Source organism: Ottowia oryzae (assembly GCF_003008535.1).
Lineage (GTDB): Bacteria > Pseudomonadota > Gammaproteobacteria > Burkholderiales > Burkholderiaceae_C > Ottowia > Ottowia oryzae.
Map to the genome: position 1 here is coordinate 1,041,313 of NZ_CP027666.1, position 22,793 is coordinate 1,064,105.

A 22,793-nucleotide genomic window follows, 5' to 3' on the forward strand; every position below is an offset into this window, starting at 1 on the left:
TTGTGAATCGAGGCGGCTGGATTCAGTGCCGTATGCGGGCCTGCGGCCCTCGACCGTGGGTTACGTGGCGTCGGGGTGCCGCGCCAACCAGAGCGCCAGTTCTTTTCGATAGTGCGCAAGCTCCTGGTTGTAGAAGTCCCATACGCACGGGTCGCAGCCGCTGTCGCAGCACTCACCCGGGCCGGGTTCTTCGGGTGGCAAGGGGCGCGGGTCGGTGTCGTCGGTGGATGTCATCGTGAACGGAAGTGAGATAAAGGAAGAGTGGGCGGCGCGATAAATCGGGAAGATGCGGGAAGAGTCGGGGTGAGGTGGGGCGGCTGACTGAAAACGGCTTTCGTCTCAGGAAAACAGAGCGCGTCGGCCTTTTTGGGCGTTCACAGCAGGTAGTCCCTCACGATCTCCATGATGTTCCGCTCGTCCTTGGCCGACAGGCCGAGGTACGGACGCGCCGGAATGTCGCCCCACGGCGCTTTGGCGTTGCGGCCGCGCCGATCTTTGCCGCTCCAGAGCGATCCGGCTCGCGCGCCGCCCTGCTGGACACCCGCGTACACCTGATTGCTGCCCCACGCCACGCTTTTGTCCCCCACCTGGTAGGCAATCGTGGTCGACAGCGCGCGGGATTCGCCGATCAATGGCTTGCGGCCGCCACGTGGGTGGCGCGCCAGCGTCGTGGGGCTCTTGGGCGCCCAGGCGCTTCCGTCGGGCGCCTTGCCGGTGCGAAACCGCTGCATCGTCGAGTCGATCCCGTACTCGCCGATCGCCTGCAGCAACGGGCGCGGCTTTTCCAGCACGCCCAACACCTGCGCAAGGGCGCTCGGGATCTCCCCCTGGTCGAACTTAAGCGTCAGCATCAGCAGTCCCTGAGTAGCGGGCCACATTCGCCGCCAGCGCGTCGCCCAGCTGCTGCGGCAGGCGCGCCCGTTTGGCCGCCACCAGCGCCCGGATTTCCTCGGCAATGTCGGCTGTTGGCGATCCTGCGCCCGGATCGGCCTGCGCCTGCCAACCGGCCGGCGCGGCGTTCTTATCGCCCGACGCCCGCACCGCCTTCACGCGGCAGGTGCAGCCATAGTCGGGCGGAATGCGCGGCGGAAAGTGCGTGCGCCAGAACGGATCGTCGTGGCGCAGCCGCATTCCGTTCCAAGCCAGATGCTGTGCGCGAGGCTCCTTGGCCGCACCGCTGTGCACCCACTCCCAGAACGGGTAGCGCGCCGCAAAATCCGGCTCCGTCAGCTGCGCATAGCGGCCCGTGCTGTAGCTCTTGCGCAGGTTGGTGGTGTAGATCACCCGCGTGCGCCAGGCCTCGCCATCGTCCGTGCCTTCCCCCGTCCAGCCGTGCCAGCCGTGCTTCTTCACCGTGCCCCAAAAGTCGGTGCGGAACGCCTCCAGGCCCACGCCATCTTCCACCGCGCGCTGCACCGCCTCGCGCAGGTCGGCCAGCAAGTCGGCCTTCATGGCCCCGGCCACTGCAAAGGCGCGCCGGTGCTCGTCGCCCGTCAGGTCGCGATAGGTCGCGGTGCCGCGCAGCTCGGTGCGCAGCGCCAGGGCGGCGATGGCCTCCTCAAAACGCAGTCGAACGCGGTCGATATCCGCCATCAGCCCGCCTCGGCCTCGCTGCGCGCGGCATCCATCCCGGCCAGGCGCGCAAAGGCCAGGCCCAGGCCCATCACGTCCGCCAGCTCAGCCTCCGGCAGCTCGTCAAAGGCGGCCAGGATGCGCGCCTGCAGATCGTCGGTGCTCGTCGCATCGGCCAGCAGCTGCTCCAGCCGCCGCATCCACTGCCCGACCACCTCGGCGCCGGCCGGCGCCAGCTGCTGCGCCAGGCGCGCTACCTCATCCGCCGCAGGGTCGCCCTCGGCGAATTCCGCCGGCTTCCCGCCCCGCTGCAGCAGGCCCGTGAACAGGCCGCCACCGCCCGGCAGCGCCTGGTCGGTCGGCGCGGCCGGCGTTTCGTCCAGATCGCCGTCCTGCAGCTCGTACGTCCGTTTGAAATAGGCCTGCGTCAGCTTCGCCCCGGCCTTTGTCAGAATCTCGTCCCGCTCGGCCTGCGCCTTGCTGACCTCCTGCTCTTCAAACAGCTCGAAAATCGGCGTCGGCGCGTTCTCGCCCTCGTGCAAATCGACGATCCAGCGGATCAGCTGCTTGTTCAGCACCGACTCCACCAGGCCCTTGTCACCGTCGCGAATCTCGCCGGCCACATCCAGGCCAGCGGACGCACTGGCGTGCGTGCTGCTGGCCTCCGTGCTCTGGTTTTGGCCCAGCAGCGCAATCGCCACCTCGCTGCGGCAGAACATAAGCAGGCGCTCATAGGCGTCCGCATTGCCGCTGGCGCCCGTGGCCTGCAGCATCTCCACGCTGGCGTCGTCAGGAATAACCGCCACGGCGTCTTCAATCATCGCTTCGAGCTGGTCGAGCAGCTTGTTGGTCTCGGGCTGCGGAGAGTTGCGCGGCTGCTTGCCCACGGCCCAGGGCATGCCGTATTTCTCGGCGAATTTCACCCAATAGCGCAGGCCGCCCTTTTTAAAGGTCACCGGCCAAAAGCACATGCTCAGGTCGGCGAAGCCATAGGGGTTGGCATACGTCGCCTCCTGCTGCGCCAGCAAGAATTTGCGCGGCGCCAGCGCCTCGCCCTCCATCAGGTGCTCGCGACTGCGAAAGCGCAGCTGCGCGTCCGCGTCAAAAAGGAACCAGTCCGCCGGCTTGCCCACAATCCGGTCTGGCACCGGCGCGCGCCCCAGGCCCTTTGACCAGATCACCTCCAGCGGCTGGTAGCCATACAGCACCGCGTCCATGATCTCGTTGATCAGCGTGTCCAGGTCAAGCCGGTCAAACACCGCCTGCACCACCTTGTGCATCCGGCTGCTGGCCTTGTCCTTCTCGATGCGCCATTCAAGCGACTTCACCGCCGCTTTGCGCCGGCGGATGCATCCGCCCGTGTGCGCATCCCCGCGCAGTTGGCGGTACACCTCCACGTCCTTGCCCATCTTCTTCAAGATCGGGTCAGGGTTCGGCAGGTACATGCCCAGCGCCACGAAATCCGGGCTGCGGTCGCGCGTCGCCACGTGGTCGCTCAGCGCCCCCTTGCCCGGCTTCATGCGCCGCTGCGCCTCGGCGAAAGACACAAAATCGTTGCCCAGGTAAATGCCGCTCATCATCAATATCCTTGCATCAGGGTGTCGGCATTGCGCCGGCGGCGGCTAGCTACTTCCACCGGACCGTAGTCCATCCGCGACGCCGCATGCAGGTAAACGCAGGCCATCGCCGCGTCGCCATGGCGCCCCTCGGACGTCTTGCCCTCAGGCACACGCGGCACGCCCCGCACCAGCTTGATCGCGCGGTGATCCAGCAGCACGTTGTCATCCAGCGGCACCGTGATCGTCTGATCTTCAAACGCCGCCTTGTACGGCGGCATGTTGTCCCGGTACCAACCCTCCGTCGGCATCAGGCGAACCACCACCGAGCCGTATTTGTCGTGCGCCGCCTCGCCGATGTAAGAGCCATTGCCCCGGCTATCAATCACCACGCCCGACAGGCGCGGCAGTGCATCGGCAATGGCAAAAAGCACCTGCAGCTGCTGGTTGTACGGAACATTCTTCAGCTCCACCAAGAACGGCACCCGCAGACTCAGGTTCTGCGCAATCTCCCCCGGCGCAATCACCGACAAGTCGCCCGAGCGCGCAAAGTCTTGGCCCAGCGCGTGCCGCAGCGCCGGGTTAAACGCCAGCAGCGGCCTCAGATGCTCGTCGATCCACTCCTGCATCTCCACGGCGCGCCGCTCGGGGCTTGCATCGTTGAAGGCGGCCGTGCCCGTGAAGCGCAGCACCGGCGCCGGCTTCATGCACGATTCGATCAACACGCGCGACAGCCAGGCACCGCCGCCCCGCGCCGGAACGCAAAACAGCTCCTCATCCTCATTCGGCTTGTAGCGGTTGACGATCTCCATGCGCCACTGCGCCTCGGCCTCGGGCGACCATGCCCGCCCTGTCACCGCACAAATCTTGCGGAACAAGCCATCGTGCAGCGCATCGTCAAAAGTGATCCGATGCAGCCCGTAGTTGTAGCGGCCCGCGCGCACATCCTTCACCAGCTCGTTGAACGGGTTGTCCTCCCCGTCATGCGTGCTGATGATCCGCACCTGACCGCCCCAAATCGTCATGGCCAGGGCCGCCTTCAGCAGCTCTTTGATGTCGTCGACAAACGCCGCCTCGTCGATCACCAGGCGCTCACCCGGCCGCCCCTTCGACCGCAGACTGCGCGGCGTGCTGGTCAGCGCCTGAATGAAGTGGCCGCTGTCGAACTTGATCGTGTACGCCAGGATCTGCTTGTCGCCCTCCTGAATCACCGACTCCTCCACCTCGGTCGCCGCCGCGTGGAACGCCTTCGCCCAGGTCGCGCAATCCTGGATGAAGCCCGCTGTCATGTCCTTGTTGTAGGAGATGTAATAGACGTTGGCCCCCCCCTCGCTGGCCGCGTACAGCACATCGTCGGCGGCCTCGGCGTAGCTCAAGCCGATACGCCGCCCCTTCTCAGCCACTTTGACTGCCGAGGCGTCGCTGATCCACTCGACCTGGTAGTCCATCAGGATGCCCAGCGCTTGGGCGATCTGCGTCTTTTGCATCACAGCTTGGCCTGGATAGCCTCGCGCAGCTGCGCCACCATGTCGGCAGACAGCCCTTGCTTCTTGGCCGAGCTGGCCACCTCTTTGGCCGCATCAGCCAGCGCCTTCTTGCGCGCCGCCTCTTCGATCTTGGCGCGCACCTCCAGCGTCAGCCGCTTCTGGTTCACGCTGGCCTTGCCGATCTCGGCCGCGTTCTTGAACAGCTTGTTCACATCCACGTTGTCGGCGTCGATGTCCAGCTCCATCAGCACGCCAAAGATGCGCTCCTGCGTCAAGCGCACCACCGCAGCGCCCAAGTTGTCCTCGTCGTCAGGCGCCGCCTCCACCATGGCCCGCGCCTGCTCCGTTGCCATCTTCAGCTTTGCCAGTCTTTCCTCGAAGGGCGATCCATAGCGCTGCAGCGCCGACTTCGAGACATCAGCGCCACGCTCTTTCAGGTCGGCCGCCAGCTGGACATAGTCGGCAAACCCCCGCCGAACAAGTTCTCCATCCAGCCATTCCTTGAGCTCAGGCGGCAGGGCCAGTACTTTGCTGCGCCGGGCCATGGCTCACCAGTACTTCGCAGGCCGCGCGATGCCCGGCTCGCACGGCACCGTGTATTCGGCCACGTCCACGCCAAAGCGCGACAGCTCGGCAAACCATCGGCCGCTGGGCTGCTTGTCCACGCGCACCAACTCGCGGTCGTCAAGGTAGTCCAGCTCCCGGCGCAGCTCCATCGCCGTCGCGTCCGGGTACTCGGCCTGCGCAACCGAAAGAATCGGCCCCTCAAACGCCCCAACGGGGCGCGCGTTGTTCAGCGTCAAGATGATCAGCCAGCGCAGCGCTTCGCGCCGGATGCGGGCCTGGTCAATCGTGTTCATGAATCCCCCTGTTTCAATGACAGCGACGCGCGCAGCTGCGCGTTGTCGATCTTCGTGGCAAGGCCATCCAACTTCGCTTCCAGAATCGACTGGACGCGGATGTGATCCTCCCGCCGGACGTAGTTCAAAGGCATGTCGGCCTGGAACTTCAGCAGATCGCGCTCAATGCGCTGCCAATTACCCATCTCTTCGCGCGCCGCCGCCTCAATACTGTCCAGCCGGCGCGACACTTGGTCGTGGTTGGCCGCGCGCGCGGCCTCCTGCGTGTTGAAGCGGTGATCAAGGTGCTTCTGCGTCTGCGACAGCAGCAACTTGCCCGCCGCAGCGCTCGCGCCGAAGAACGACACAGCCAGCGAGATCACATGCCAAAGGTCTAGCGTCACCTGCGTCACTTGCCTTCCAGGTGGCGCACCAGCTCAGCGTGCATCCCCGCGCACTGGCCATAGAGCCCGTACAAGTCCATCAGCGCCACCGCCACGTCGTCCACATCACTTCCCGGCGCCGGGCCCGGCTCGGGGCACTGTTGCAGTGAGGCCGCCGGCAGCGGCTTGGGCAGCGCGTTCACGCGCGGCACCGAGCTGGCGCACGCTGTCATCGTCAAAGCGGCAGCCAGCACGATCACCAGCCGTGTTTTTGAGCGCATCGCGAAACTCCTTTGAAAACTTTCGGTCGTTGGCCGCCCGCGTCGCAGCCGCGCCGCGCAGCGCGGCACTGGCCGCATTGGCGTCGTCTATCAGGCCCTGGTGTGCCTCCAGCTGCGCGGTCACCTTGGCAACGGTGTCGGCATCCCGGCGTGCCACCTCGGCCGCCTTGCCATTCCCATGGCCCCACCAATAGCCGCCCGCACCGGCGCCAAGCGCCAACAGCAGGCCGCCCAGGGCAATAACCGCGCGGCTCACGTCTCAGTCCTTCCAAGTGAGGGCTTTGACAGCCCACATCTGCGCCGTCTGCAGCTCCGTGATCGCCACGCTGGCCAGGCGCTTCTGCTCCGGACTGGCGCACGCCGCGCGCAGCTCGTTCTGCTGGTCAATCAGCTTGGCAAAGTGCAGCTTGCAATCGGCCACTTCGCCGCTGCCGCCGGGGTTGAAAGTCAGGCCAACGGCGCGCTCGCCGTACGTCAATTCAGGGGTGGGCATCAGCGCTCCTCATGGGTTCCAAACAGGCCCCCAAGCCGCATAGCGCGGCTGCAGGGTGACCAAGATGCGGCGCGGGTAGCCAAGGTTCTCCGCGCAGTGCACCGGCGCACGCCGCGCCTTGCCACAGGCCGCGTCGATCTGCTGGCGCGTAGGCGCCGCCAGGCCGGTCGTTCGGCCTTCTGCTTGCCAATGCCCCTCGCCGCCGTTGTAGCCGCGCAGGGCCAGCCACAGCCGGTCGTAGCGGCCCATGCGCGCCGGCGCGCGCTGGTACAGGTGCAGGTCGTAACCCACCAGCGCGCGCAGCGCCCAGGTTGGGTTGTGCGGCTGGCAGTCAGCACTGCTGATGCCCTCGCGTGCGCACCACCAGGTGGCGGTGGCGGGCATAAACTGCGCCATCCCGCGCGCGCCCACGCGGCTCACCGCTTCTGGGCGCCAGCCGCTTTCCTGATGCACCTGCGCCGCCAGTGCGGCAATCGGTGCATCCAGCCCCCAGGCCCGCTGCGCCTCGCGCACCAGCGTCAGGCGGTAGCGGTGCGCCTCGGGCGGCACCTGGGCCTGCGCTGCCTGCGCGAAAAACCCACCAGCAAGCAGCAGCGCGACGTGGATGGCGGCAGCTATGGCGCTCGTCCAGAAACTCTGCCTGCCAGTACGTGCCTTTCCGTGCTCGTGTGCGGCAATCAGCAGTCCAATCGCCATCATCGCCAGCCACGTCCATTGCGGCCAGCCCATCACGCCCCCAGGCTCACCGCAAGCATCGCCGCCGACACAATCAACGCGCGCCGCAGCATCGCGCCAATCAACAGGTGCACCGACGTGCAGTCCACCGCCTCGGCCAGGGCGCACGCATCGTCAGTGCCGCAGTCAACAGGGTCAGCCATATACGCTTCCAACGGGCTCGGCTCCAGGGGCACTGCCTCCGGCAGCTTCGCCTCCAGCAGCTCCCGCGCCAGCTGTCCGTCAGGCCGCGCGTAGGGGAACAAGCTGCGGTCGATCCAGTAGCCCGCCACCGCAGCCATCGAAACCAGGCTCAGCTTGTAGATGCTGACCGGCAGCTGCTGCGGCGCCATCAGCCACACCACCAGCGCCAGCACCAGCGCCACAATCAGCCAGTCACTCATTCGCCAGCGCGTGGCCGGCGGCGTTTGCTTTTGCATCGCCATTGCTCCATCGAGAAGGTTTGAACGCGCACGCCGCTGCAGCGCTGAAGCTGCGGTAAATGGGGACGTGCACACAATGGCCGAACCCGTGCGCCGCGAGCGTCGATTTCTCGCGAGAGAAGTGCGCGCAGCTTGCGCAGCGGTCAGACGTGGGCGGCAGGTTTTCAGCCATGCACGATGGTCGCGCGCGCGCGCGATGCAGGCCAACTAAAACGTTTTACATTTGCCGCGCGGCGCATGGGTGCGCCGGCTCGCTTGCAAAAAAAAGCGCCCCTCAGGGCGCTGTGGTCTGCGGGACTCAGCCCTTGACTTGGGAAAGCCAGCGTTGCCAGAAAACCGGCTGCTTCACATGATCAGGCTGCCCTTCAGCAATGGCCTGCTCTCGCTCGCAGATCAGCGATAGAACCTTGAGCGGCGGCGGAGCTTTCGCCGCCAACTGCGCGTAGTCCGCGTTCCACCCCGCCGTCCGCTCAAAACTCAGGCCACCCACCGGTACGCGTTCGATATCGGCCACCAGCTTGGCAGCCTGTTCGGCCAGTTCCTTGTGCAGTTGCTTGCGCTCGCTGTATCCGAACACCAACGCTACAAGGCCCGCCGATGTAATGGCAGTCGCGAGCCAGGGCAGCCAATCGACAAAGTACTTGCCCATCAGCGATGCACCAAGAACAACTGTGATTGACTTGGTGAACTTGTCGGCAAGGTCAAAAAACCGCTGACGCCGGCGGTGGTAGCGAACCTGAACCCAGGCCCTGCTCAGGGTGGCGCACCGTTGCGCCCACATACTGTCTAGGCGCTGGTTTTCAGCGGCATCGGCGTCTGCGTTGTGGCTCTCGACGGGGGGCGTAGTCATGTTGCCGATTGTGCACTCCGGTATGCGCCCTGGCTACTTTGGCGGCCTGGGCGGCGGCGAAGGCGGGGGATGGAAATACACCGCGCCGCCCCCGCGTTCGTTGAATTCAGTCGACTCGTGCAGCGGGGCAGGCGGTGGCGGCGGTGGCGGTGGCGGTGGCGGTGGCGGTGGCGGTGGGGGCGGTGGCGGCGGTGGCGGTGGTGGTGGTGGTGGTGGTGGTGGTGGTGGTTTTCCCTGCTCGCTCATGGGCGCTCCTTTAAAAAATCTGTCAGGCGTTCCAGCCCGTCACTGTCTTGCATGGCCTGGCCGTAGCCGGCGCGGTAGGCCACCCAGAGGGCCTCCTCGATGAGCTGCAAGGTGGGCACGGTGCCCGCTGGGTTGGGCGTGAGCTGCAGGCGCAAGGTGGGTTCGGTATTCATTGCGCCTCCTCGGCACGCGGCCTAGAAAACCTTGACGTCAAGCACCTTTGATTCGGTGCCGTTCAAGTAGCAATAGGCTGGCTTGTCGCCGCCGTAGGCGCCGTAGGAGTTCTTGGCGTCCACTGCTGCCACGTACTGCACCACAGCCAGTGTTGTCCCATGCATCTGCACCGTCGTGAAACCGACGCGTGACACGCGCGAGATGCGAACGCTGTCACGGTCTTTCCAGGCAGGCACCGACCGCAGCGCCGCCTCGCACAAGCCCGCAGCTTTGCCGCGCGCGTCAGCCACGTCAGCGTTGGTCGCCCCCGTGCTTGGCACCTTCATCTTCTCGCCGCCCGTGCAGGGCATCTGCTGAATCACCGTGCGCCCGCTGGCATCGGGGCACTTGTAGACCTGCGCGCTGGCACTGGCCGATGCCGTCAATGCCGCCCCGGTCATCAACGCCATCGCGGTTGTTGTTCTCAGTGTTGACATCCCTCTCTCCTTTCCTCGGTCATCTCGGTTGATCTGTCATAGCGGCGCGGGCTGCGAATCGTTGGCAGATCTATGCCGCATTGCCGCGCTGGGCATTGGCCGCTGATTTCGCCGCCAGAAGTGCCGCCTGTTCAACGTGCCGCTTGCCCTCTTCATCCGTGTGCTCGAAGTTGTCCAGCAGCGCGCGCTGGCGCGGTGGCAATGTGGCCGTGGGCGGCACTGGTTGGCTGCGCTGGCCGGTGACCACGTAGAGCACGTCCAGACCGTGGCCCGCCCACACGGCTAGCGCATTGGCGTTTGGTGCGGCCACGCCGGTCTCCCAGTTGAACAAGGTCTTGCGCGTCGCGCCCGCCAGATCCGCGAACTGCGCCTGGTTGAAGTTCAACCGCTCTCGCTCCTCTTTGATGCGTTCGCCCATGTGCATAAAAAATTTCCAAATAGGCATTGCGCATGGGTAAAAAATTACCCATAATCGCATCCATCAACAGCCAACCACTGCGACAACCGCCATGCAGCAAGCCACCCCCAACCAGATCAAGCACCGGCTGCGCCAGCAGGGTTTGACCCTGAAGGCCTGGGCCGCCATGCACAACTTCAAGTACCGCACCGTCAGCGATGCCGTGCGCGGCCTGCGCCAGGGCAACTACGGCGAAGGCCGTGAAGTGCGCCTGAAGCTCGGCCTGCCCGTCAACGACTGATCTGCCATGAAACCCATCTTCAAACGCGCCACTGACCACTGGTTGGTGCTGCGCCGCCGCTTTGCCCGCCGCGTGCTGCACTTTCTTTTGTCCGAAAACCGACACCCCCCCGTGCTCTACATCCCGCGCAGCCCGCTGGTTAATGAAACACCACAGGCTCGCCAGGCTCGCCAGGCCCGCCGGATTCGTCAGGTGCTGGCAGCAGGGCGCGCAGCTCCTGAAGGTATTCCTGCAGGGCCTGCGACTGATCCGGTGCCTGCTGCGCCCCAACAAGGAGGCGATCAATGAAGGCATGCGCATCCATCAGCAGGCCCGTGCGCCCCAGCTCCAGCACCAGGTTGCCCAGCAGAAAGCGCGCCGCTGCAGCGTCACGCGCGGCCAGCCGCGCAACGTCTTCGATCTCGCCCACCCACCGCGCCAAGGGCTGCTGCAGCTCGTCGTCGGTCATTGGTTGCTCCTTCGTTTGATTGCCTGGGCAATTTACCACCAAGCCGCCACCAATTAACACCCATACGCCATGACTACACCGCTTCGCACCAACGCCCAGGCCATCCAATGGATGGACGAGCAGGGCCTGTCCAAGGCCGAGCTGGCGCGCCGCTTTGGCGTCAGCTGCAGCCTGGTGGACGCCATCCTGCGCGGCCAGAAGCCCTGCAAGCGCGGCGCCAGCCACAACATCGCCGTGTTCCTGGGCCTCAAGCGCGGCCAGGCCGTGGCCGCCAAGCAGCCCTATACCCGCCCGGCGCACGCCCAGGCCGCAGCCGGTGCCGCCGCATGACGGGCGCATTCACGCCCTGGGGCCATCGGGTGGATGCCCCCGTGATTGGTCAGCCTGCGCCTGCCGCACCTGCCGCGCGCCGTCCAGCGCATCGGCCATCTGCCGCAGCGTGCGCTGCGATGCCGCTGCCAGCGCCGCCGGCGTGCCCGCCGGTGGCTGGCGCCCCCGCAGCGCCCGGCAAAGCTGGGGGCCGTCGATGAGCCGCGCATCCTCCAGCGCCGCCGCCAGCCAGATCACCGCCTGGCCTACCGCGTCAATGCGCCCCTCCAAATCTGCTGCCGTGTCCATGTGCCGCTCCGGGTGTGTTGACCTGGCTGAATTCTTGGTCGCTGCGCGCCAGCTGCACAGGCCCACGCCCGCTATTTGTTTGAACGGCCTGCGCGCCTCGCGCCAGGGGGCCTTCCAATGACGCGCCGCCATTGGAAACGCTGGCAACCGGCCAGCCTGCGCGACGCGCTGAAGGGCTGCAAAGACTTCGCGCAAGAGCGCCACAACCTGAGCGTCGAGCGCATCGCCGAGCGCATGGGCCTGGAAGACCACTGGGCCCTCTACAAGTGGATCGCCAACGGCCGCATGCCCGCCGTGCTGCTGCCCGCGTACGAGCACGCCTGCGGCATCAACCTGGTGGCCCGCTGGATGGCCGCCACAGACGGCAAGCTGCTCGTCGACATGCCGCGCGGCCGCCAGGCCCAGCCCGCCGACATGGTGGAGCTGAACACCGGCTTCGCCCAAGCCCTGCAGCTGCTGACCGACTTCTACGCCGGCGGCGAGCAGGCCGACGCCAACGCCACCCTTGAGGCCCTGCGCAACCACCTGCAGCAGGTCGCCGCCCATCAACTCAACGTGGCCGGCTTCGCCGAGCCCGAGCTGGACTTTGCACCATGACCGACGGCATGAGCGCCCAGGCTGCGCGCATTGAATTCCTGCGCAGGCAAGAGGCTGATCTTCAGCGCTGTCTCGACCAATGGCCCTCGCGCTGGTCGCAGCGGCACGCGCTCAAGAAAAAGACCCGCCAAAACTTGGAGACCGTCTCACGCATCCTGCGCGAGCTGGCGGCCCACCTGATCGCCGGGAGCTACTGATGAGCGCCGGCAACTACACCAACCCGGCCCAGCAGCGCCTGCTGCGCATGGTCGATCTGCTGGCCGGGCACGAGCTGCACGGCCTGGCGCCGGGCGAGATGGCCAAGGCCCTGGCCATTGGCCCCAGCAGCGTCACCCGCGACCTGGACAACCTGCGCACCGCCGGCTGGGCCGAGCAAACGCCCCAGGGCGGGCGCTGGCGCCTGGCGCCCCACGTCATCGAACTCAGCCGCCGGTACGCCGCCGGCCTGCATGCCGACCGGCAGGTGCGTGCCGACATCGAACGCCGCTACGGCGCCCTGTAACCCTTTCATTACCCCAACCGCTATGACACGCCCCCAACTCACCGACGAACAGATCGAGCAGAAATTCTTCAAGGCCAAGCCCGGCCGCAAGCCCGGCGCCGCGGCTGAGCCCGTCGCCGTGGTCACCAACCACGCCGCCATTGCCGAAGACGTGCAGAACGCCGACGCGCTGAACGCCCTGCGCGAGGGCTACGGCCAGGAGCGCGACCTGCTCAACCAGCTGCTGGGGCAAGCGCAGATGGCCGATGCGTTCGAGCAATTTTCGCGAACGGTTCGCACTTCCAAGCTGGCGTACGTGAGGGAAAACAAGCTGTACCGGGCGTTGAAAGGCATGTCAACCGCGAACGGTTCGCACTTTTCCGGAACATGGGACGAGTTCTGCCAGCTGCTCGGCACCTCTCGCGACAAGGTGGAGCTGGACATCGCCAACCTCAAAGCCTTCGGCGAAGAGGCCCTCGAATCCATGTCCCGCATGGGCATTGGCTACCGCGAACTGCGCCAGTACCGCCGCCTGCCCGAAGACCAGAAACTGGCCCTGATCGAGGTGGCCAAGGCCGGCGACAAGGACGGCTTTCTCGACCTGGCTGAGGAAATGATCGCGCGCCACGCCAAAGAAAAGGAGTCGCTCGCCACCCAGGTCGAAGAGGCCAAGGCCACGCTGGAGGCCAAAGACCGCGTGCTGGCCGACAAGAACGAGCGCCTGACCAAGCTGGAAGAAGAAGGCAAGCGCAAGTTCAAGCCATCGGCCGGCAGCGAAGCCAAGACGGCGCAAGAGCAGGCGCTGCTGACTGAGCTCGACCAGGCCAGCAGCGCCGCCTACCTGGCCATCCACAAAACCTTTGCCGCCGCCGACGTGGCCCTGTCCGACAGCGGCGCACGCGAGGCCATCCAGACGCGCGCCCGCCAGGCGGTGGAGTTCCTGGTGCAGCAGCTGGCAGACATGGCTGAGGAGTTCGGCATTCAGGTGGACTTGGAGGCGCGCATTGCCCCGCCCTGGTTGAACGAGGAAGCGCTCGCCTCACTGGAGGCGCGCAACGCCGCCAACCCGCACACCAACCCCCGCGCCAAGTAAGCAAGCCCGCACCATGGACGCCCTCCGCATGGAACTCATCACCAACGCCGCGCGCGACGCCGCTGCCGCGCCGCATGGCCAGCGCGGCCAGATCGTGCAGCGCGCCGCCGAGGCGCTCAACCTGTCGGTGCAGCGCACTCACGCTTTGGTATCTAAAGCCGCGCGGCAGCTGGGCCTGCAGGCGCAGCGCAAGCGCCGTGCAGATGCGGGGGCGTCAGCCATCACGGATGACGAGCTGGAACAGATCGCCGGCGCCATCCTGCACGACCGCCGGGCTGGCAAGTGGATGATTCCGCTGCAAGACACCATCGACATGCTGCATGCCGATGGCCGGCTCGCCACGCGCCTGTCCGCTGGCCACGTGGCGCGCCTGCTGCGCCAGCGCGGGCTGGACGGCCGCAGCCTGGCCGCGCCCTGCCCCCACGTGCGCATGCGCACCGAACACGTCAACGCCGTGTGGCAGATCGACGCATCGGTGTGCGTGCTCTACAAAACGCCCAAGGGCGAGCTGCAGCTGCTGGAAGAAGACGGCGTGCACTACAAGAACAAGCCGGCCAATCTGGTGCGCGTGATGGACCAGCTGCTGGTGCGCTTCGTCGGCGCCGAGCACGCCAGCGGGGCCATTGGCATGCGCTTCTACAGCGGCGGTGAGACCGCTGAGAACGCGCTGGACTTCCTCATGTGGATGATGACCCAGCGTGTCAACGACGCGGGCCAGGGCCTACCCCTGCACGGCGTGCCCTTCATGCTCTACACCGACCAGGGCGGCGCATTCAAGGCTGCGGCGTTCCGCAACTTCTGCAGCGCCATGGGTATCCGCCAGGGCTGGCACGCGCCGCGCAACAGCCGCGCCACTGGCCTGGCCGAAAGCAGCCAGAACATTGTCGAACGCGGCTTCGAATCGCGGCTGCGCTTTCTCGATCCGGCCAGCATCACCATCGCGCGCATGAACGCCATGGCCGAGCTGTGGATGCACAGCCGCAACGGCGCCAAGAAACACAGCCGGCATGGCATGACGCCATACGCCGCCTGGGCCACCATCGGGGCAGAACACCTGCGCCTCGCGCCGCCCATGGACATCATGCGCGAGCTGCCGCTCAGCCTGGCGCAGCCCCGCCAGGTCAAGGGCGACATGACGGTGAGCTTCGCCATCAAGGGGCACGGCGCCCGCGACTACGACGTGCGCTACGTGCCCGGCGTGTCCCCGCGCGACAAGGTGCTGGTGGCCGTCAACCCACTGGCCGCACCGGCCGTCCGCGTGGGCGTGACAGACCGCGACACCGGCGAGATCGTCTGGCACCAGGTCGAGCCCGTGAAGGAAGGCTGGATGGGTTACGCCGCCGACGCCCCCGTGCTGGGCAAGGATGAGTACAGGGCCTTGCCCGCCACGCCGGCAGACGAGCGGCGCGCACGCATCGCCGCCCAGGCCTTTGCCACGCCCGCCGGGCCCGCCACGCCCACCCAGGTGGCGGCGGCGCAAAAGGCCGGCACCTCGCCCTACGTCGGGCAGTTCGACCCGTTTGCTGACATCAAGGCCAAGGCCGCGGCGCTGCCCGCCTACCTGCAGCGACCCGGCACGCCGCATGCCGCCGCCGCGCCCACGCTGGAGCCTGTGCGCCTGTCGGTAGCCGCCGTGTGCAAGCGCGTGCGGCAGGAACTTCAGGGCGATTACGACCCCGGCACCTACGCATGGCTGACTGAGCGCTATGGCGATGCGGGCGTGCCCGAAGACGTGGCAGCCGGCCTGATTGCCGCGCGGCGCCAGTCGCTGGCGCCCGTCGCACAGCCGGCCGGGCTGCGCGCGGTGGGAGGCGGAAAGTGATCGCCGCCCACAAAGAAGTTGGCCCCGCTGGGTTGCACCCCAGCGAGGCCGCCCCCTCGAACCCCGAAACCATCGAAACCCAGGAGGAAGAAGCGATGTTACTGCCCCCACAAACCTTGAGCGAAGCGGCGCGCCGCCAGTTCACCTTGTTTGCCAACCCATTTGCCGGCGAAGTGACCACCGACGCCGAAATGTTCGTCAACGGCCACATTCGCTTCGTGCGCGAGGTGGCTTGGCAAGCCGCCACAGGCGCCCGCATGGCCGCCATCGTTGGCGAAAGCGGCGCCGGCAAAACCACCATGCTGGACGACCTGAAGGAATCGCTGCTGCGCGAGCATCGCCCCGTGGTGTGCATCGAGCCCAGCATGGAAGGCGCCGAAGAAACCGACACCAAGGGCAAGACCGTGAAAGCGGTGGATATTCACACCGCCATCATCCGCACGCTCAACGGGCGCGCGAGCGTGGCCAGCAATGCCGAGGCGCGCTCGCGCCAGGTGCACGCGGCGCTGTCCGAGTCGAGCGCCGCCGGCCATTCGCACCTGCTCATCATTGAAGAGGCGCACGCGCTGCCCGTGCCCACGCTCAACCACCTCAAACGCCTGCGCGAAAAGATGCGGCTGGGCCGCAGCTTCATGCTGGGCGTGCTGCTGGTCGGCCACCCGGAGCTGGAGAAGAAGCTGGCCCGCTGGGATGTGCGCGAAGTCATGCAACGCATTGAAGTGGCCCGCCTGCCGCCATTGGGTGCCGATCTTTCAGCGTATCTGCAAACCCGCGCCGCTGCCGCGGGCCGCAAGCTAGATGAGTTCATCACGGCCGAAGGGGTGGACGAGCTGCGCACCCGCCTGGTTGCCAACGGCAGCAGCCTGCTCAACCCGCTCAACGTCAACAACTGGATGAGCGCAGCACTCAACACAGCGGCCGACCTCGGCGCGCCAGTGGTTGACCGTGACGTTGTCCGCTCTGTGTGAGTCACGGCCATGAAGCTCTACCTCATCAAAATCGCCTGCCTCGGCCGCGCGTACTTCGAAGTGCGCGCCGATAGCAGCAGCTGCAGCGCCATCGTTCATGCGATGGACCGCTACCCGCAAGCCAGCGCAATCAGCGCCTGCCCTGTGGGCGCTCAGCCCGGGGGTGCCGCATGAGCGCCGCTCCGTCCCGCCCAGGCCCGGCCGCTCACCCCGGCACAGCGGCGCCGCAGGTTCGGCACGACACCGCGCGGCTTCCCGCCAGTGCCTGCTACAGCTGTGCAGGGTGCAGCGAAGCCGAGCCGGTCAACCCGACCGAAAGGCGCTGGCCGCGCACCGTCGACGAGGCGTTCCGCACGCCCGCCTGGCGCTGTGCCGTATCCGGCCCATGGGATCGGCCCAGCCCGATCCGCGTGGCGCTGGAGCTGTTCGCCGCCGCCCTGGTTGGCCTGGCACTCGTGGGGGTGATGCTTTGAGCACCGACTTCCAATGCCCGGCCTGCGGCGCCGAGTTCGACCTGGCCGTGGCCTTCAGCCACGAGGTAGACCAGCGCGCACTGTCCCGCCTGGCCGCCGTCAGCATTCCGCTGGGCGCCCGCGTGCTGCGCTACGTGGCCCTGTTCACGCCGCCCAAGCAGCGCCTGACCATGGCCAAAAAGCTGAAGCTGATCCTGCAGCTGCTGCCCGACCTTGAGCGCAAGGCCATCACGCACAAGGGCCGCGACTGGCCCGCGCCGCTGGAAGCCTGGGCCATGGCCTTTGACCAGATGCTGGCCGCGCGCGACGCCCAGCGGCTAGAGCTGCCCATGAAAGGCCACGGCTACCTCTACGCCATCCTGGCCGGCATGGCCGACAAGCACGAGGCCAAGGCCGAGCAAGACCGCGAACACCAGCAGCGCACCGCACCCAGGCGCGACACCGTGCAGGTGCGCGGCCAGGCGCTGGAGATCGGCCAGGCCCTGCAGGTCGTCCACGCCGGCAAAGACCCGGCGCTGGCCAAGCTGGATCAAGACGCCGCCCAGGCGGTGCCCATGCCCGCCAACGTGCGCGAGCGCCTTCAAGAACTGAAGAAAGGAGCGCAGCCATGAGCGGCGCCAGCCTGAACCCGCGCGACGAGGCCATCGTGCGCATCGTGCACGCGCGCGGCACCGTCAACCTCAGCGAACTGCTGACCGACTTCCGCGCACGGCCGATGTGCGTCGACACCGCCCGTAAAGCGCTGGCCCGCCTGGTCACGCTGGGCTGGCTGGTGCGCTTCGGCCACCGGGGCACGCTGTGGTCTATCAGCCGCAGCGCGCAGCCGCACGTGACCGATGGCGCCCGCCTGCCGACCAGGCCGGGCAACCAGCGTGCCGCCGCGTGCGACGCGCGCTCGCCCATGGCCAGGCCCTCCTACGCGGCGGCCTGCAGCGCCCCGGTTCGGGCCGGCGCGGCCGACTTCCTGGCCGTTCCCTCGCTGGGGCCATTCCGATGAGCCGCGGGACGCCTGACCACGCGGCAGATGCCGACGCACGCGAACGGGCCGATCTGGCCGCCGCGCTTATCGATCAGGGCTTCACCGCCGGCGCGTCGCCCGAGCGGCTGCTGGAGGCGCTGCTCGCCGCCTACGTCGCTGTTGCCGAAGTGCACCCCTGCTGTACCGCTGCGGGGGCCGCTGCCTTGCAGCGCTATGCCTTCCGACTGTGGCGCACCGCAGAGTTCGGATCGGCTGCCTCACACCTTCACTGACCCACCGGAGCACACCCATGACAACACTCGAAGAAATTCAAAAGCGCGCCGCCACCCTCAGCGAAGCCCGCGACAAGCTGAGCGAGCTGCTCGCCACCATGCAGGCCGGCATCGACGTGGTCAAGAACGAAAACTTTGCCGGCATTCGCGGCCTGGCACGCCGCGTTGCCAAGCAGCACAACGACCTGGCCGAGCTCATCCAGGCCAACCCCGCCTTGTTCGAGAAGCCGCGCACCTACGTCGTCGACGGCCTGAAGTTCGGCCTGCAAAAGCAGAAAGGCAGCCTGTCCTGGGACGACGACGAGAAGCTGTGCCAGCGCCTGCGCAGTCTGGCCCGTAGCGGCGCTCTCACGCCCGAGCAGGTGACCCTGTGCATCCGCACGAAGGAAACGCCCGTCGCCGCTGCGCTGGAAAAGCTGGACGCGAACATCATCAAGCGCCTGGGCATCACCGTGGCCGCCGACACCGACGCCACGCTGATCAAGAGCGTGGACAGCGAGATCGAGAAGGCCGTCAACGCCGTGATCCGCGAGGCCACCAAAGACGCCAATGCAGAGGTGACGCCATGAACCGCGCGGCCACCGCTGCGGCCCTGGGCGCCACTGCGGCCGACCTTCTCAGCCTGGCGCGCACGCTGGAGACGGTGGTTCAACCGCCCGGCGATCCGATAGATCCGAGCGAGGCCGATCACCTCGCGTGGGCCGACGAGGCCCGTGTGTCTGCAGGCGCGTGCGTTGCAGCCATCAACCACCTGAACGGCGTCAGCCCCGAATGAGCGCAGACCGCTTCGCCCAACGCAAGGCCGCCCAGGGCTACCGCAGCCCCGGCATGCGCGATGCCTGCTGCAACTGCGTCCATCGCAGCGCCGGCGCCATAACGTTTGACGGCGGCCGAGCCACGGGCTACGACTGCACGCTCGGCAAGTTCCTCGTTGTGCCGCAAGGCATCTGCGACCGCTACGCACCCGCCGTCATCGCCCGCAAGCCCACACCAAAGAAGGAGAACGACCAATGAAAAGCTACGAACAGATTGCCGAGGCCATGTACCGGGCCTGGGTGAAAGAGCGCGAGAGCCGAGAGGTCGTCCTCGGCCGCTACCTTGCCTGGAGTGCGCTGAGTGACGATGGCAAAGCCGCCTGGATCGCCGCCGCCAAACAAGCCGCCGCCGAGCTGGCGCTGGTCCACTGAAAGGGCCGACATGTTCAAGCAACTCAAGCTCTATCAGATCGGCGCCGCATGGCCCACCGCCGCCGCCCAGCTGGAAGAAGCGCTGGCGCAGGAGCCCTTCACGCCCTGCACGGCCACCCAGCAGCGCAGCACCGGCTGGATTCCCCCGCGCGGCGAAGCGCACGGCGCCCTGGTCGAAGCGGTGGACGGCGATTGGATCGCGCGCTTCCAGATTGAAACCAAGTCAGTGCCCGGCGACGCGGTTCGCGAGCATGCCGAAGCGGCGGCCGCTGAGATCGAGAAGACCACCGGCCGCAAGCCGGGCAAGAAGGAGCTGCGCGACCTGCGTGACGACGCCCTGCAGGCGCTGCTGCCCAGCGCATTCCCACGGCGCACCGTGGTCACCGCCTGGATCGACCCGGTTCGCCGCTGGCTGGTGCTGGACACCTGCACCGTCAGCAAGGCCGATGAGCTGGTGACCAGCCTGGTGCGCGTGGCGGGCAAGGGCTTTGAAGTGCGGCTGCTGCACACCCAGCAAACGCCCCAAGCCGTGATGGCCGCGTGGCTGGCCGCCGATTCGGCCGACAAGCTGCCGGATGCCTTCCACGTTGAGCGCGAGTGCGAGCTGAAGGGCAGCGGCGACGAGCCAGCGCTCGTTCGATTCAGCCGCCACGACCTGGCGACCGACGAGATCCGTCAGCACATCGCCGAAGGCAAGCTGCCGACCAAGCTGGCTCTGGGCTGGCAGGGCCGCGTTGCCTTCACGCTGACCCACACGTTCGACCTGCGCCGCATAGCGTTTCAAGAGGGCGTGTTCGAGAAGACCGACGCCAACGCCGACGCAGACCGTTTTGAAGCCGACGTGGCCTTGGCTACGGGCGAGCTGGGCGGGCTGATCACCGACCTGGTCGACGCGCTGGGTGGACTGGAGCGGCTGACATGAGCGCGCCCACAGCCAAGCAGTTGTCCTCCCGCCATGTGCGCACCCTGCGCACCTTCCGTAAGCGCGTGATTGACATGGCCGCGCAGTGGGAGGACGTCGATCAGTTCTGCCTGAACCGCTTGAGCGAACTGGTCGACGAACTGGAGCAAGCCGCAGTCGATATCACCCCCGACGACGCGCCCAGCGCGCGCGACCCCTACGGCACCGGGGGCGAGTAGCCGCAACGCATCGAACCCGGCTTCCGGTGTCCGTCAACACCGGGCTTCAACACCAACCATCGAAAGAGCCAACCGTGAACAAGACTGAACTGATCGAACACATCGCCATGAACGCCGACCTCTCCAAGGCCGACGCCGGCCGCGCGCTGGAAGCGACCCTGGGCGCCATCAAGACCACCCTGCGCAAAGGCGGCGCCGTCTCTCTGGTGGGCTTCGGCACCTTCGCCGTTGGCAAGCGCGCCGCGCGCACCGGGCGCAATCCGCGCACCGGCGCCGCCGTGAAGATCAAGGCGAGCAAGGTGCCCAAGTTCAAGGCCGGCAAGGCGCTCAAAGACGCGCTGAACTGAATCGGGATGCTGCACATGTACGCAAGCGCGACTGTGGGCGATTTGGGGCGGGGTGTGGGCGCCGATCACTGCCCGGTTGGTACCAATGCCGCACCCCAGCCCGAAAAATGCGCCAAGGGCCTAATTTCCGCGCCCGCAGATTTGATGGAGTTCGTCGCCGGCCTGCCGGGGCGCGAAGCCGCCCGCGTGCTGGGTCTGTCGAAAGGCTCCGTTGGGCGCCTGCGGCAGGGGTATTGGCCTGACGACCCCCGCAAGGTCTTGCAGGCGTGGGAACGCTACAAGGCCAGCAGGGGCGTGGTGGCGTCCGGCTGGTTTCTGCGCAAGGTCTACGCGGGTGGCCAGGTGCGCCACGCCGGCCACGCCTACACCGCCACTGGCCTGGCCGCGCGCACCGGCCAGCTGCTGGCCGTGTCGCGCAGTGCCGACGGCGGCTTGCTGGCGCAAACGCTGGACTTGCCTGCCGAGCGGCTCTCACTTACTCAACTGGGAGCACCGGCATGAGCGCCGCCACAATCGCCGCCACGTTCGGCATCCTGGGCGCGCTGCTGCTGGCCATGCCAGCGCTGCCTGGCTGGGGCTTCGGCGCCTTCGTCATCAGCAACGTGGCCTGGCTGCTCGTCAGCGCCCGCCGCGCGCAGTGGGCCTTGCACGTGCAGCAATGGGTTTTTCTGCTGTGCAGCCTGCTGGGCCTGTGGAACTGGTGGCTTGGGCCGCTGCTGCTGGGCTGACCATGAGCACCGACCACATCAGGGCCATCCACGTCCTCAAGGGCAAGCTGAGCTTGTCTGATGACGACTACCGCGCGCTGCTGATCCAGCTCACAGGCCACAGCAGCAGCAAGGCCATGACGCAGGCGCAACGCCGCACCGTGCGCGAGCACCTGCAGCGCCTGGCCGCCCACATGGGCATTGAGCAGCCAGCCACGCGCCAGCGCCCGCTGGCCGATGCGGCATTTGCCAAGGCCAAGGCGGATGCCAGTCCGCGCGAGCGCAAGGTGTGGGCGCTGTGGCACCAGCTGCACCGCGACGGCCTGGTCGACAACCCGAGCGCCGCCGCGCTGAATGCGTGGGTCAAGCGCCAAGTGGGCGTGGACGCCCTGCGGTTTTGTACCGGCCCGCAGCTGGACACCTTGATCGAAGCGCTCAAGGCCTGGGGAGACCGATAGCCATGGGAATGCGCAAGCACCTCACCGCCGCAGAGGCCGCCGTGCTGGACGCGGTGCTGCCAGCCGGTTTGACGGACGAGATGCGCGACGTTGCGCTGTGCTTGTATGAAGCCCTGGCGCTGGAAGACAGCCGCGCCGGCCAACAGCAGCCGGCAGGCGACTGGCTTGCCGACCTGCAGCGCCTGGCACGGATGGCCGCGCTACAGCTGCAGCACCTGGCGCGCGAGAAAGGCGGCCGCGCCATCTACCTGGCCAAGGGCGTGGCCATGTACCTGTCGGCCCGAGACCGCCAAATGTGCGACCGCTTTACGGGCAACAACTACCGCCAACTCGCGGCAGAGTTCGACCTGACAGAAATGCGCGTGCGCCAGATCGTGGACGCTTGGCAGCGGGAGCAGTTCACGCGCCGCCAGGGTCTGTTGCCGGGGCTGGATTAGCCGGCTGCGCCGGCCGCTGCAGGCCGTGGATGAACTCGCAGACTCCCTCTGCCGTGTCCAGAACCTGCCGCGCAGTCTGCGGGACAACCGACGTGCCTCGATGGATCACTCGGTTGCGCCAATTCAAGGCGGGCTCCAGATCCTGCCAATGCCTGCACCGGCCAACGTTGGTTCCCGCCAGTTTCGCAAGGGTCTTGATCTTCTCCAGCAATTCCTGGCGCCCTTTGATGACCTCCACCATGGAAAGTCCTTCATCCGGATCGAGAGCCTCCAGCTCAATGCGCTTATTGACGTACGCCACCTCCACCGCTGTCGCACTCCATATCACCGCCGCGTCGAAGTCCTCGCGCGCCAGCGCGTCTCTCGCCTTCTGCAGAATGTGGGCTGTGGGGGCAATGCTATAAGCCTCCGGCCGGCCAAAATTCACGGGGCGGAATGATCGTGCAACCAGACGCTGGGTAGGTGGTGTGTTTTCGCTCACGGTGTTCATCCAAGGCTTGCCTGACCGCTAGAAATACTAAAGCGCTTTAGATCGCCCCTTTGACGCTGCCCGC

General features: G+C 66.9%; 43 protein-coding genes. 24 read left to right on the forward strand and 19 right to left on the reverse strand.

Features of this window, described 5'->3' with window-relative positions:
* Positions 1–60: 60 nt before the first annotated feature.
* The 16 genes from C6570_RS04800 to C6570_RS04875 form a co-directional block, all read right to left on the reverse strand.
* Entirely contained in the window at positions 61–234 is a 174-nt protein-coding gene (locus C6570_RS04800) for an oxidoreductase-like domain-containing protein (protein WP_106702211.1), read from the reverse strand.
* A 140-nt stretch (positions 235–374) separates the two neighbouring features.
* Entirely contained in the window at positions 375–851 is a 477-nt protein-coding gene (locus tag C6570_RS04805; RefSeq protein ID WP_164675491.1) for a phage virion morphogenesis protein, read from the reverse strand.
* On the reverse strand, positions 838–1,593 hold the full coding sequence (locus tag C6570_RS04810) for a phage head morphogenesis protein (RefSeq protein WP_106702213.1): 756 nt from the start codon (positions 1,591–1,593) through the stop codon (positions 838–840). Before C6570_RS04810 ends, C6570_RS04805 begins: the two co-directional genes overlap by 14 nt.
* Entirely contained in the window at positions 1,593–3,149 is a 1,557-nt protein-coding gene (locus C6570_RS04815) for a DUF935 domain-containing protein (RefSeq protein ID WP_245896299.1), read from the reverse strand. The genes C6570_RS04810 and C6570_RS04815 overlap by 1 nt, the downstream gene beginning before the upstream one ends.
* 2 nt (positions 3,150–3,151) lie before the next feature.
* Positions 3,152–4,615, reverse strand: coding sequence for a terminase large subunit domain-containing protein (locus tag C6570_RS04820; RefSeq protein WP_106702215.1), 1,464 nt, complete (start codon positions 4,613–4,615; stop codon positions 3,152–3,154).
* Positions 4,615–5,160, reverse strand: a complete 546-nt coding sequence (locus tag C6570_RS04825; protein WP_106702216.1) for a DUF3486 family protein — start codon at positions 5,158–5,160, stop codon at positions 4,615–4,617. The genes C6570_RS04820 and C6570_RS04825 overlap by 1 nt, the downstream gene beginning before the upstream one ends.
* A gap of 3 nt (positions 5,161–5,163) precedes the next feature.
* Complete coding sequence (locus tag C6570_RS04830; protein WP_106702217.1) at positions 5,164–5,475, reverse strand: hypothetical protein; 312 nt, start codon at positions 5,473–5,475, stop codon at positions 5,164–5,166.
* Entirely contained in the window at positions 5,472–5,867 is a 396-nt protein-coding gene (locus tag C6570_RS04835) for a hypothetical protein (protein WP_106702218.1), read from the reverse strand. The genes C6570_RS04830 and C6570_RS04835 overlap by 4 nt, the downstream gene beginning before the upstream one ends.
* A gap of 96 nt (positions 5,868–5,963) precedes the next feature.
* Positions 5,964–6,374 carry a hypothetical protein gene (locus C6570_RS04840; RefSeq protein ID WP_106702219.1) on the reverse strand — a complete coding sequence of 137 codons (411 nt, stop codon included), beginning with the start codon at positions 6,372–6,374 and terminating at the stop codon, positions 5,964–5,966.
* Positions 6,375–6,377: 3 nt separating this feature from the next.
* Positions 6,378–6,611, reverse strand: coding sequence for an Acb2/Tad1 domain-containing protein (locus C6570_RS04845; RefSeq protein WP_106702220.1), 234 nt, complete (start codon positions 6,609–6,611; stop codon positions 6,378–6,380).
* 9 nt (positions 6,612–6,620) lie between these two features.
* Complete coding sequence (locus tag C6570_RS04850; protein WP_245896300.1) at positions 6,621–7,340, reverse strand: transglycosylase SLT domain-containing protein; 720 nt, start codon at positions 7,338–7,340, stop codon at positions 6,621–6,623.
* On the reverse strand, positions 7,340–7,765 hold the full coding sequence (locus tag C6570_RS04855; protein ID WP_106704523.1) for a putative holin: 426 nt from the start codon (positions 7,763–7,765) through the stop codon (positions 7,340–7,342). Before C6570_RS04855 ends, C6570_RS04850 begins: the two co-directional genes overlap by 1 nt.
* 301 nt (positions 7,766–8,066) lie before the next feature.
* On the reverse strand, positions 8,067–8,618 hold the full coding sequence (locus C6570_RS04860) for a hypothetical protein (RefSeq protein ID WP_106702221.1): 552 nt from the start codon (positions 8,616–8,618) through the stop codon (positions 8,067–8,069).
* A gap of 242 nt (positions 8,619–8,860) precedes the next feature.
* Positions 8,861–9,037 carry a hypothetical protein gene (locus C6570_RS18125; RefSeq protein ID WP_164675492.1) on the reverse strand — a complete coding sequence of 59 codons (177 nt, stop codon included), beginning with the start codon at positions 9,035–9,037 and terminating at the stop codon, positions 8,861–8,863.
* A 21-nt stretch (positions 9,038–9,058) separates the two neighbouring features.
* Positions 9,059–9,514 carry a DUF4124 domain-containing protein gene (locus C6570_RS04870; protein WP_106702222.1) on the reverse strand — a complete coding sequence of 152 codons (456 nt, stop codon included), beginning with the start codon at positions 9,512–9,514 and terminating at the stop codon, positions 9,059–9,061.
* 70 nt (positions 9,515–9,584) lie between these two features.
* Positions 9,585–9,938: a helix-turn-helix domain-containing protein gene (locus tag C6570_RS04875; RefSeq protein ID WP_106702223.1), complete on the reverse strand. Its 354-nt coding sequence runs from the start codon at positions 9,936–9,938 to the stop codon at positions 9,585–9,587.
* Between the two features lie 85 nt (positions 9,939–10,023).
* Here C6570_RS04875 and C6570_RS04880 point away from each other — a divergent pair, with 85 nt between their 5' ends.
* Positions 10,024–10,212, forward strand: a complete 189-nt coding sequence (locus tag C6570_RS04880; RefSeq protein ID WP_106702224.1) for a helix-turn-helix domain-containing protein — start codon at positions 10,024–10,026, stop codon at positions 10,210–10,212.
* A gap of 139 nt (positions 10,213–10,351) precedes the next feature.
* Here C6570_RS04880 and C6570_RS04885 read toward each other — a convergent pair whose 3' ends face one another.
* Positions 10,352–10,660 carry a hypothetical protein gene (locus C6570_RS04885; protein WP_106702225.1) on the reverse strand — a complete coding sequence of 103 codons (309 nt, stop codon included), beginning with the start codon at positions 10,658–10,660 and terminating at the stop codon, positions 10,352–10,354.
* 69 nt (positions 10,661–10,729) lie between these two features.
* Here C6570_RS04885 and C6570_RS04890 point away from each other — a divergent pair, with 69 nt between their 5' ends.
* A complete protein-coding gene (locus C6570_RS04890; protein ID WP_106702226.1) occupies positions 10,730–10,990 on the forward strand; it encodes a helix-turn-helix domain-containing protein in 261 nt (86 codons plus the stop codon).
* 9 nt (positions 10,991–10,999) lie between these two features.
* On the opposite strand, the gene C6570_RS04895 is transcribed toward C6570_RS04890, so the two are convergent.
* Entirely contained in the window at positions 11,000–11,278 is a 279-nt protein-coding gene (locus C6570_RS04895; protein ID WP_106702227.1) for a hypothetical protein, read from the reverse strand.
* A 117-nt stretch (positions 11,279–11,395) separates the two neighbouring features.
* Between C6570_RS04895 and C6570_RS04900 the strand changes: the two genes are divergently transcribed.
* The 22 genes from C6570_RS04900 to C6570_RS04990 all read left to right on the forward strand — a co-directional run bounded on the left by C6570_RS04900 (position 11,396) and on the right by C6570_RS04990 (position 22,239).
* Positions 11,396–11,875: a hypothetical protein gene (locus tag C6570_RS04900; RefSeq protein ID WP_106702228.1), complete on the forward strand. Its 480-nt coding sequence runs from the start codon at positions 11,396–11,398 to the stop codon at positions 11,873–11,875.
* Positions 11,872–12,072 (forward strand): hypothetical protein, encoded by a 201-nt coding sequence (locus C6570_RS04905; protein WP_106702229.1) that lies wholly within the window; start codon positions 11,872–11,874, stop codon positions 12,070–12,072. The genes C6570_RS04900 and C6570_RS04905 overlap by 4 nt, the downstream gene beginning before the upstream one ends.
* A complete protein-coding gene (locus C6570_RS04910; protein WP_106702230.1) occupies positions 12,072–12,377 on the forward strand; it encodes an IclR family transcriptional regulator in 306 nt (101 codons plus the stop codon). The genes C6570_RS04905 and C6570_RS04910 overlap by 1 nt, the downstream gene beginning before the upstream one ends.
* 22 nt (positions 12,378–12,399) lie before the next feature.
* Positions 12,400–13,449: a hypothetical protein gene (locus tag C6570_RS18245; RefSeq protein ID WP_211297646.1), complete on the forward strand. Its 1,050-nt coding sequence runs from the start codon at positions 12,400–12,402 to the stop codon at positions 13,447–13,449.
* Positions 13,450–13,462: 13 nt separating this feature from the next.
* Entirely contained in the window at positions 13,463–15,271 is a 1,809-nt protein-coding gene (locus C6570_RS04920; protein WP_106702231.1) for an integrase catalytic domain-containing protein, read from the forward strand.
* 95 nt (positions 15,272–15,366) lie between these two features.
* Positions 15,367–16,239, forward strand: a complete 873-nt coding sequence (locus tag C6570_RS04925; RefSeq protein ID WP_123812206.1) for an ExeA family protein — start codon at positions 15,367–15,369, stop codon at positions 16,237–16,239.
* A 9-nt stretch (positions 16,240–16,248) separates the two neighbouring features.
* Complete coding sequence (locus tag C6570_RS18130; protein ID WP_164675493.1) at positions 16,249–16,413, forward strand: hypothetical protein; 165 nt, start codon at positions 16,249–16,251, stop codon at positions 16,411–16,413.
* Positions 16,410–16,712, forward strand: coding sequence for a hypothetical protein (locus tag C6570_RS17940; RefSeq protein WP_123812207.1), 303 nt, complete (start codon positions 16,410–16,412; stop codon positions 16,710–16,712). Before C6570_RS18130 ends, C6570_RS17940 begins: the two co-directional genes overlap by 4 nt.
* Positions 16,709–17,323: a hypothetical protein gene (locus tag C6570_RS04930; RefSeq protein WP_106702233.1), complete on the forward strand. Its 615-nt coding sequence runs from the start codon at positions 16,709–16,711 to the stop codon at positions 17,321–17,323. The genes C6570_RS17940 and C6570_RS04930 overlap by 4 nt, the downstream gene beginning before the upstream one ends.
* Entirely contained in the window at positions 17,320–17,709 is a 390-nt protein-coding gene (locus C6570_RS04935) for a hypothetical protein (protein ID WP_106702234.1), read from the forward strand. Before C6570_RS04930 ends, C6570_RS04935 begins: the two co-directional genes overlap by 4 nt.
* Positions 17,706–17,963, forward strand: a complete 258-nt coding sequence (locus C6570_RS04940; protein WP_106701331.1) for a hypothetical protein — start codon at positions 17,706–17,708, stop codon at positions 17,961–17,963. Before C6570_RS04935 ends, C6570_RS04940 begins: the two co-directional genes overlap by 4 nt.
* A 17-nt stretch (positions 17,964–17,980) precedes the next feature.
* Complete coding sequence (locus C6570_RS04945) at positions 17,981–18,532, forward strand: hypothetical protein (protein ID WP_106701333.1); 552 nt, start codon at positions 17,981–17,983, stop codon at positions 18,530–18,532.
* Entirely contained in the window at positions 18,529–18,738 is a 210-nt protein-coding gene (locus C6570_RS04950) for a hypothetical protein (protein ID WP_106701335.1), read from the forward strand. The genes C6570_RS04945 and C6570_RS04950 overlap by 4 nt, the downstream gene beginning before the upstream one ends.
* Entirely contained in the window at positions 18,735–18,977 is a 243-nt protein-coding gene (locus tag C6570_RS04955) for a hypothetical protein (RefSeq protein WP_106701337.1), read from the forward strand. Before C6570_RS04950 ends, C6570_RS04955 begins: the two co-directional genes overlap by 4 nt.
* Entirely contained in the window at positions 18,974–19,150 is a 177-nt protein-coding gene (locus tag C6570_RS18135) for a hypothetical protein (RefSeq protein ID WP_164675466.1), read from the forward strand. The genes C6570_RS04955 and C6570_RS18135 overlap by 4 nt, the downstream gene beginning before the upstream one ends.
* Before the next feature lie 10 nt (positions 19,151–19,160).
* Positions 19,161–20,072 carry a recombination-associated protein RdgC gene (locus C6570_RS04960; protein ID WP_106701339.1) on the forward strand — a complete coding sequence of 304 codons (912 nt, stop codon included), beginning with the start codon at positions 19,161–19,163 and terminating at the stop codon, positions 20,070–20,072.
* A complete protein-coding gene (locus tag C6570_RS04965; RefSeq protein ID WP_106701341.1) occupies positions 20,069–20,290 on the forward strand; it encodes a hypothetical protein in 222 nt (73 codons plus the stop codon). Before C6570_RS04960 ends, C6570_RS04965 begins: the two co-directional genes overlap by 4 nt.
* Positions 20,291–20,364: 74 nt before the next feature.
* Positions 20,365–20,637 carry an HU family DNA-binding protein gene (locus tag C6570_RS04970; RefSeq protein ID WP_106702235.1) on the forward strand — a complete coding sequence of 91 codons (273 nt, stop codon included), beginning with the start codon at positions 20,365–20,367 and terminating at the stop codon, positions 20,635–20,637.
* 144 nt (positions 20,638–20,781) lie between these two features.
* On the forward strand, positions 20,782–21,138 hold the full coding sequence (locus C6570_RS04975) for a hypothetical protein (protein WP_123812208.1): 357 nt from the start codon (positions 20,782–20,784) through the stop codon (positions 21,136–21,138).
* A complete protein-coding gene (locus C6570_RS04980; protein ID WP_106702237.1) occupies positions 21,135–21,365 on the forward strand; it encodes a hypothetical protein in 231 nt (76 codons plus the stop codon). Before C6570_RS04975 ends, C6570_RS04980 begins: the two co-directional genes overlap by 4 nt.
* 2 nt (positions 21,366–21,367) lie before the next feature.
* The gene (locus tag C6570_RS04985; protein WP_106702238.1) at positions 21,368–21,802 is read left to right on the forward strand and encodes a regulatory protein GemA; all 435 of its coding nucleotides are present in this window, start codon (positions 21,368–21,370) and stop codon (positions 21,800–21,802) included.
* A gap of 2 nt (positions 21,803–21,804) precedes the next feature.
* Positions 21,805–22,239, forward strand: a complete 435-nt coding sequence (locus C6570_RS04990; protein WP_106702239.1) for a Mor transcription activator family protein — start codon at positions 21,805–21,807, stop codon at positions 22,237–22,239.
* Here C6570_RS04990 and C6570_RS04995 read toward each other — a convergent pair.
* Complete coding sequence (locus tag C6570_RS04995) at positions 22,202–22,729, reverse strand: hypothetical protein (RefSeq protein WP_123812209.1); 528 nt, start codon at positions 22,727–22,729, stop codon at positions 22,202–22,204. The genes C6570_RS04990 and C6570_RS04995 overlap by 38 nt on opposite strands.
* Positions 22,730–22,793: the final 64 nt, after the last annotated feature.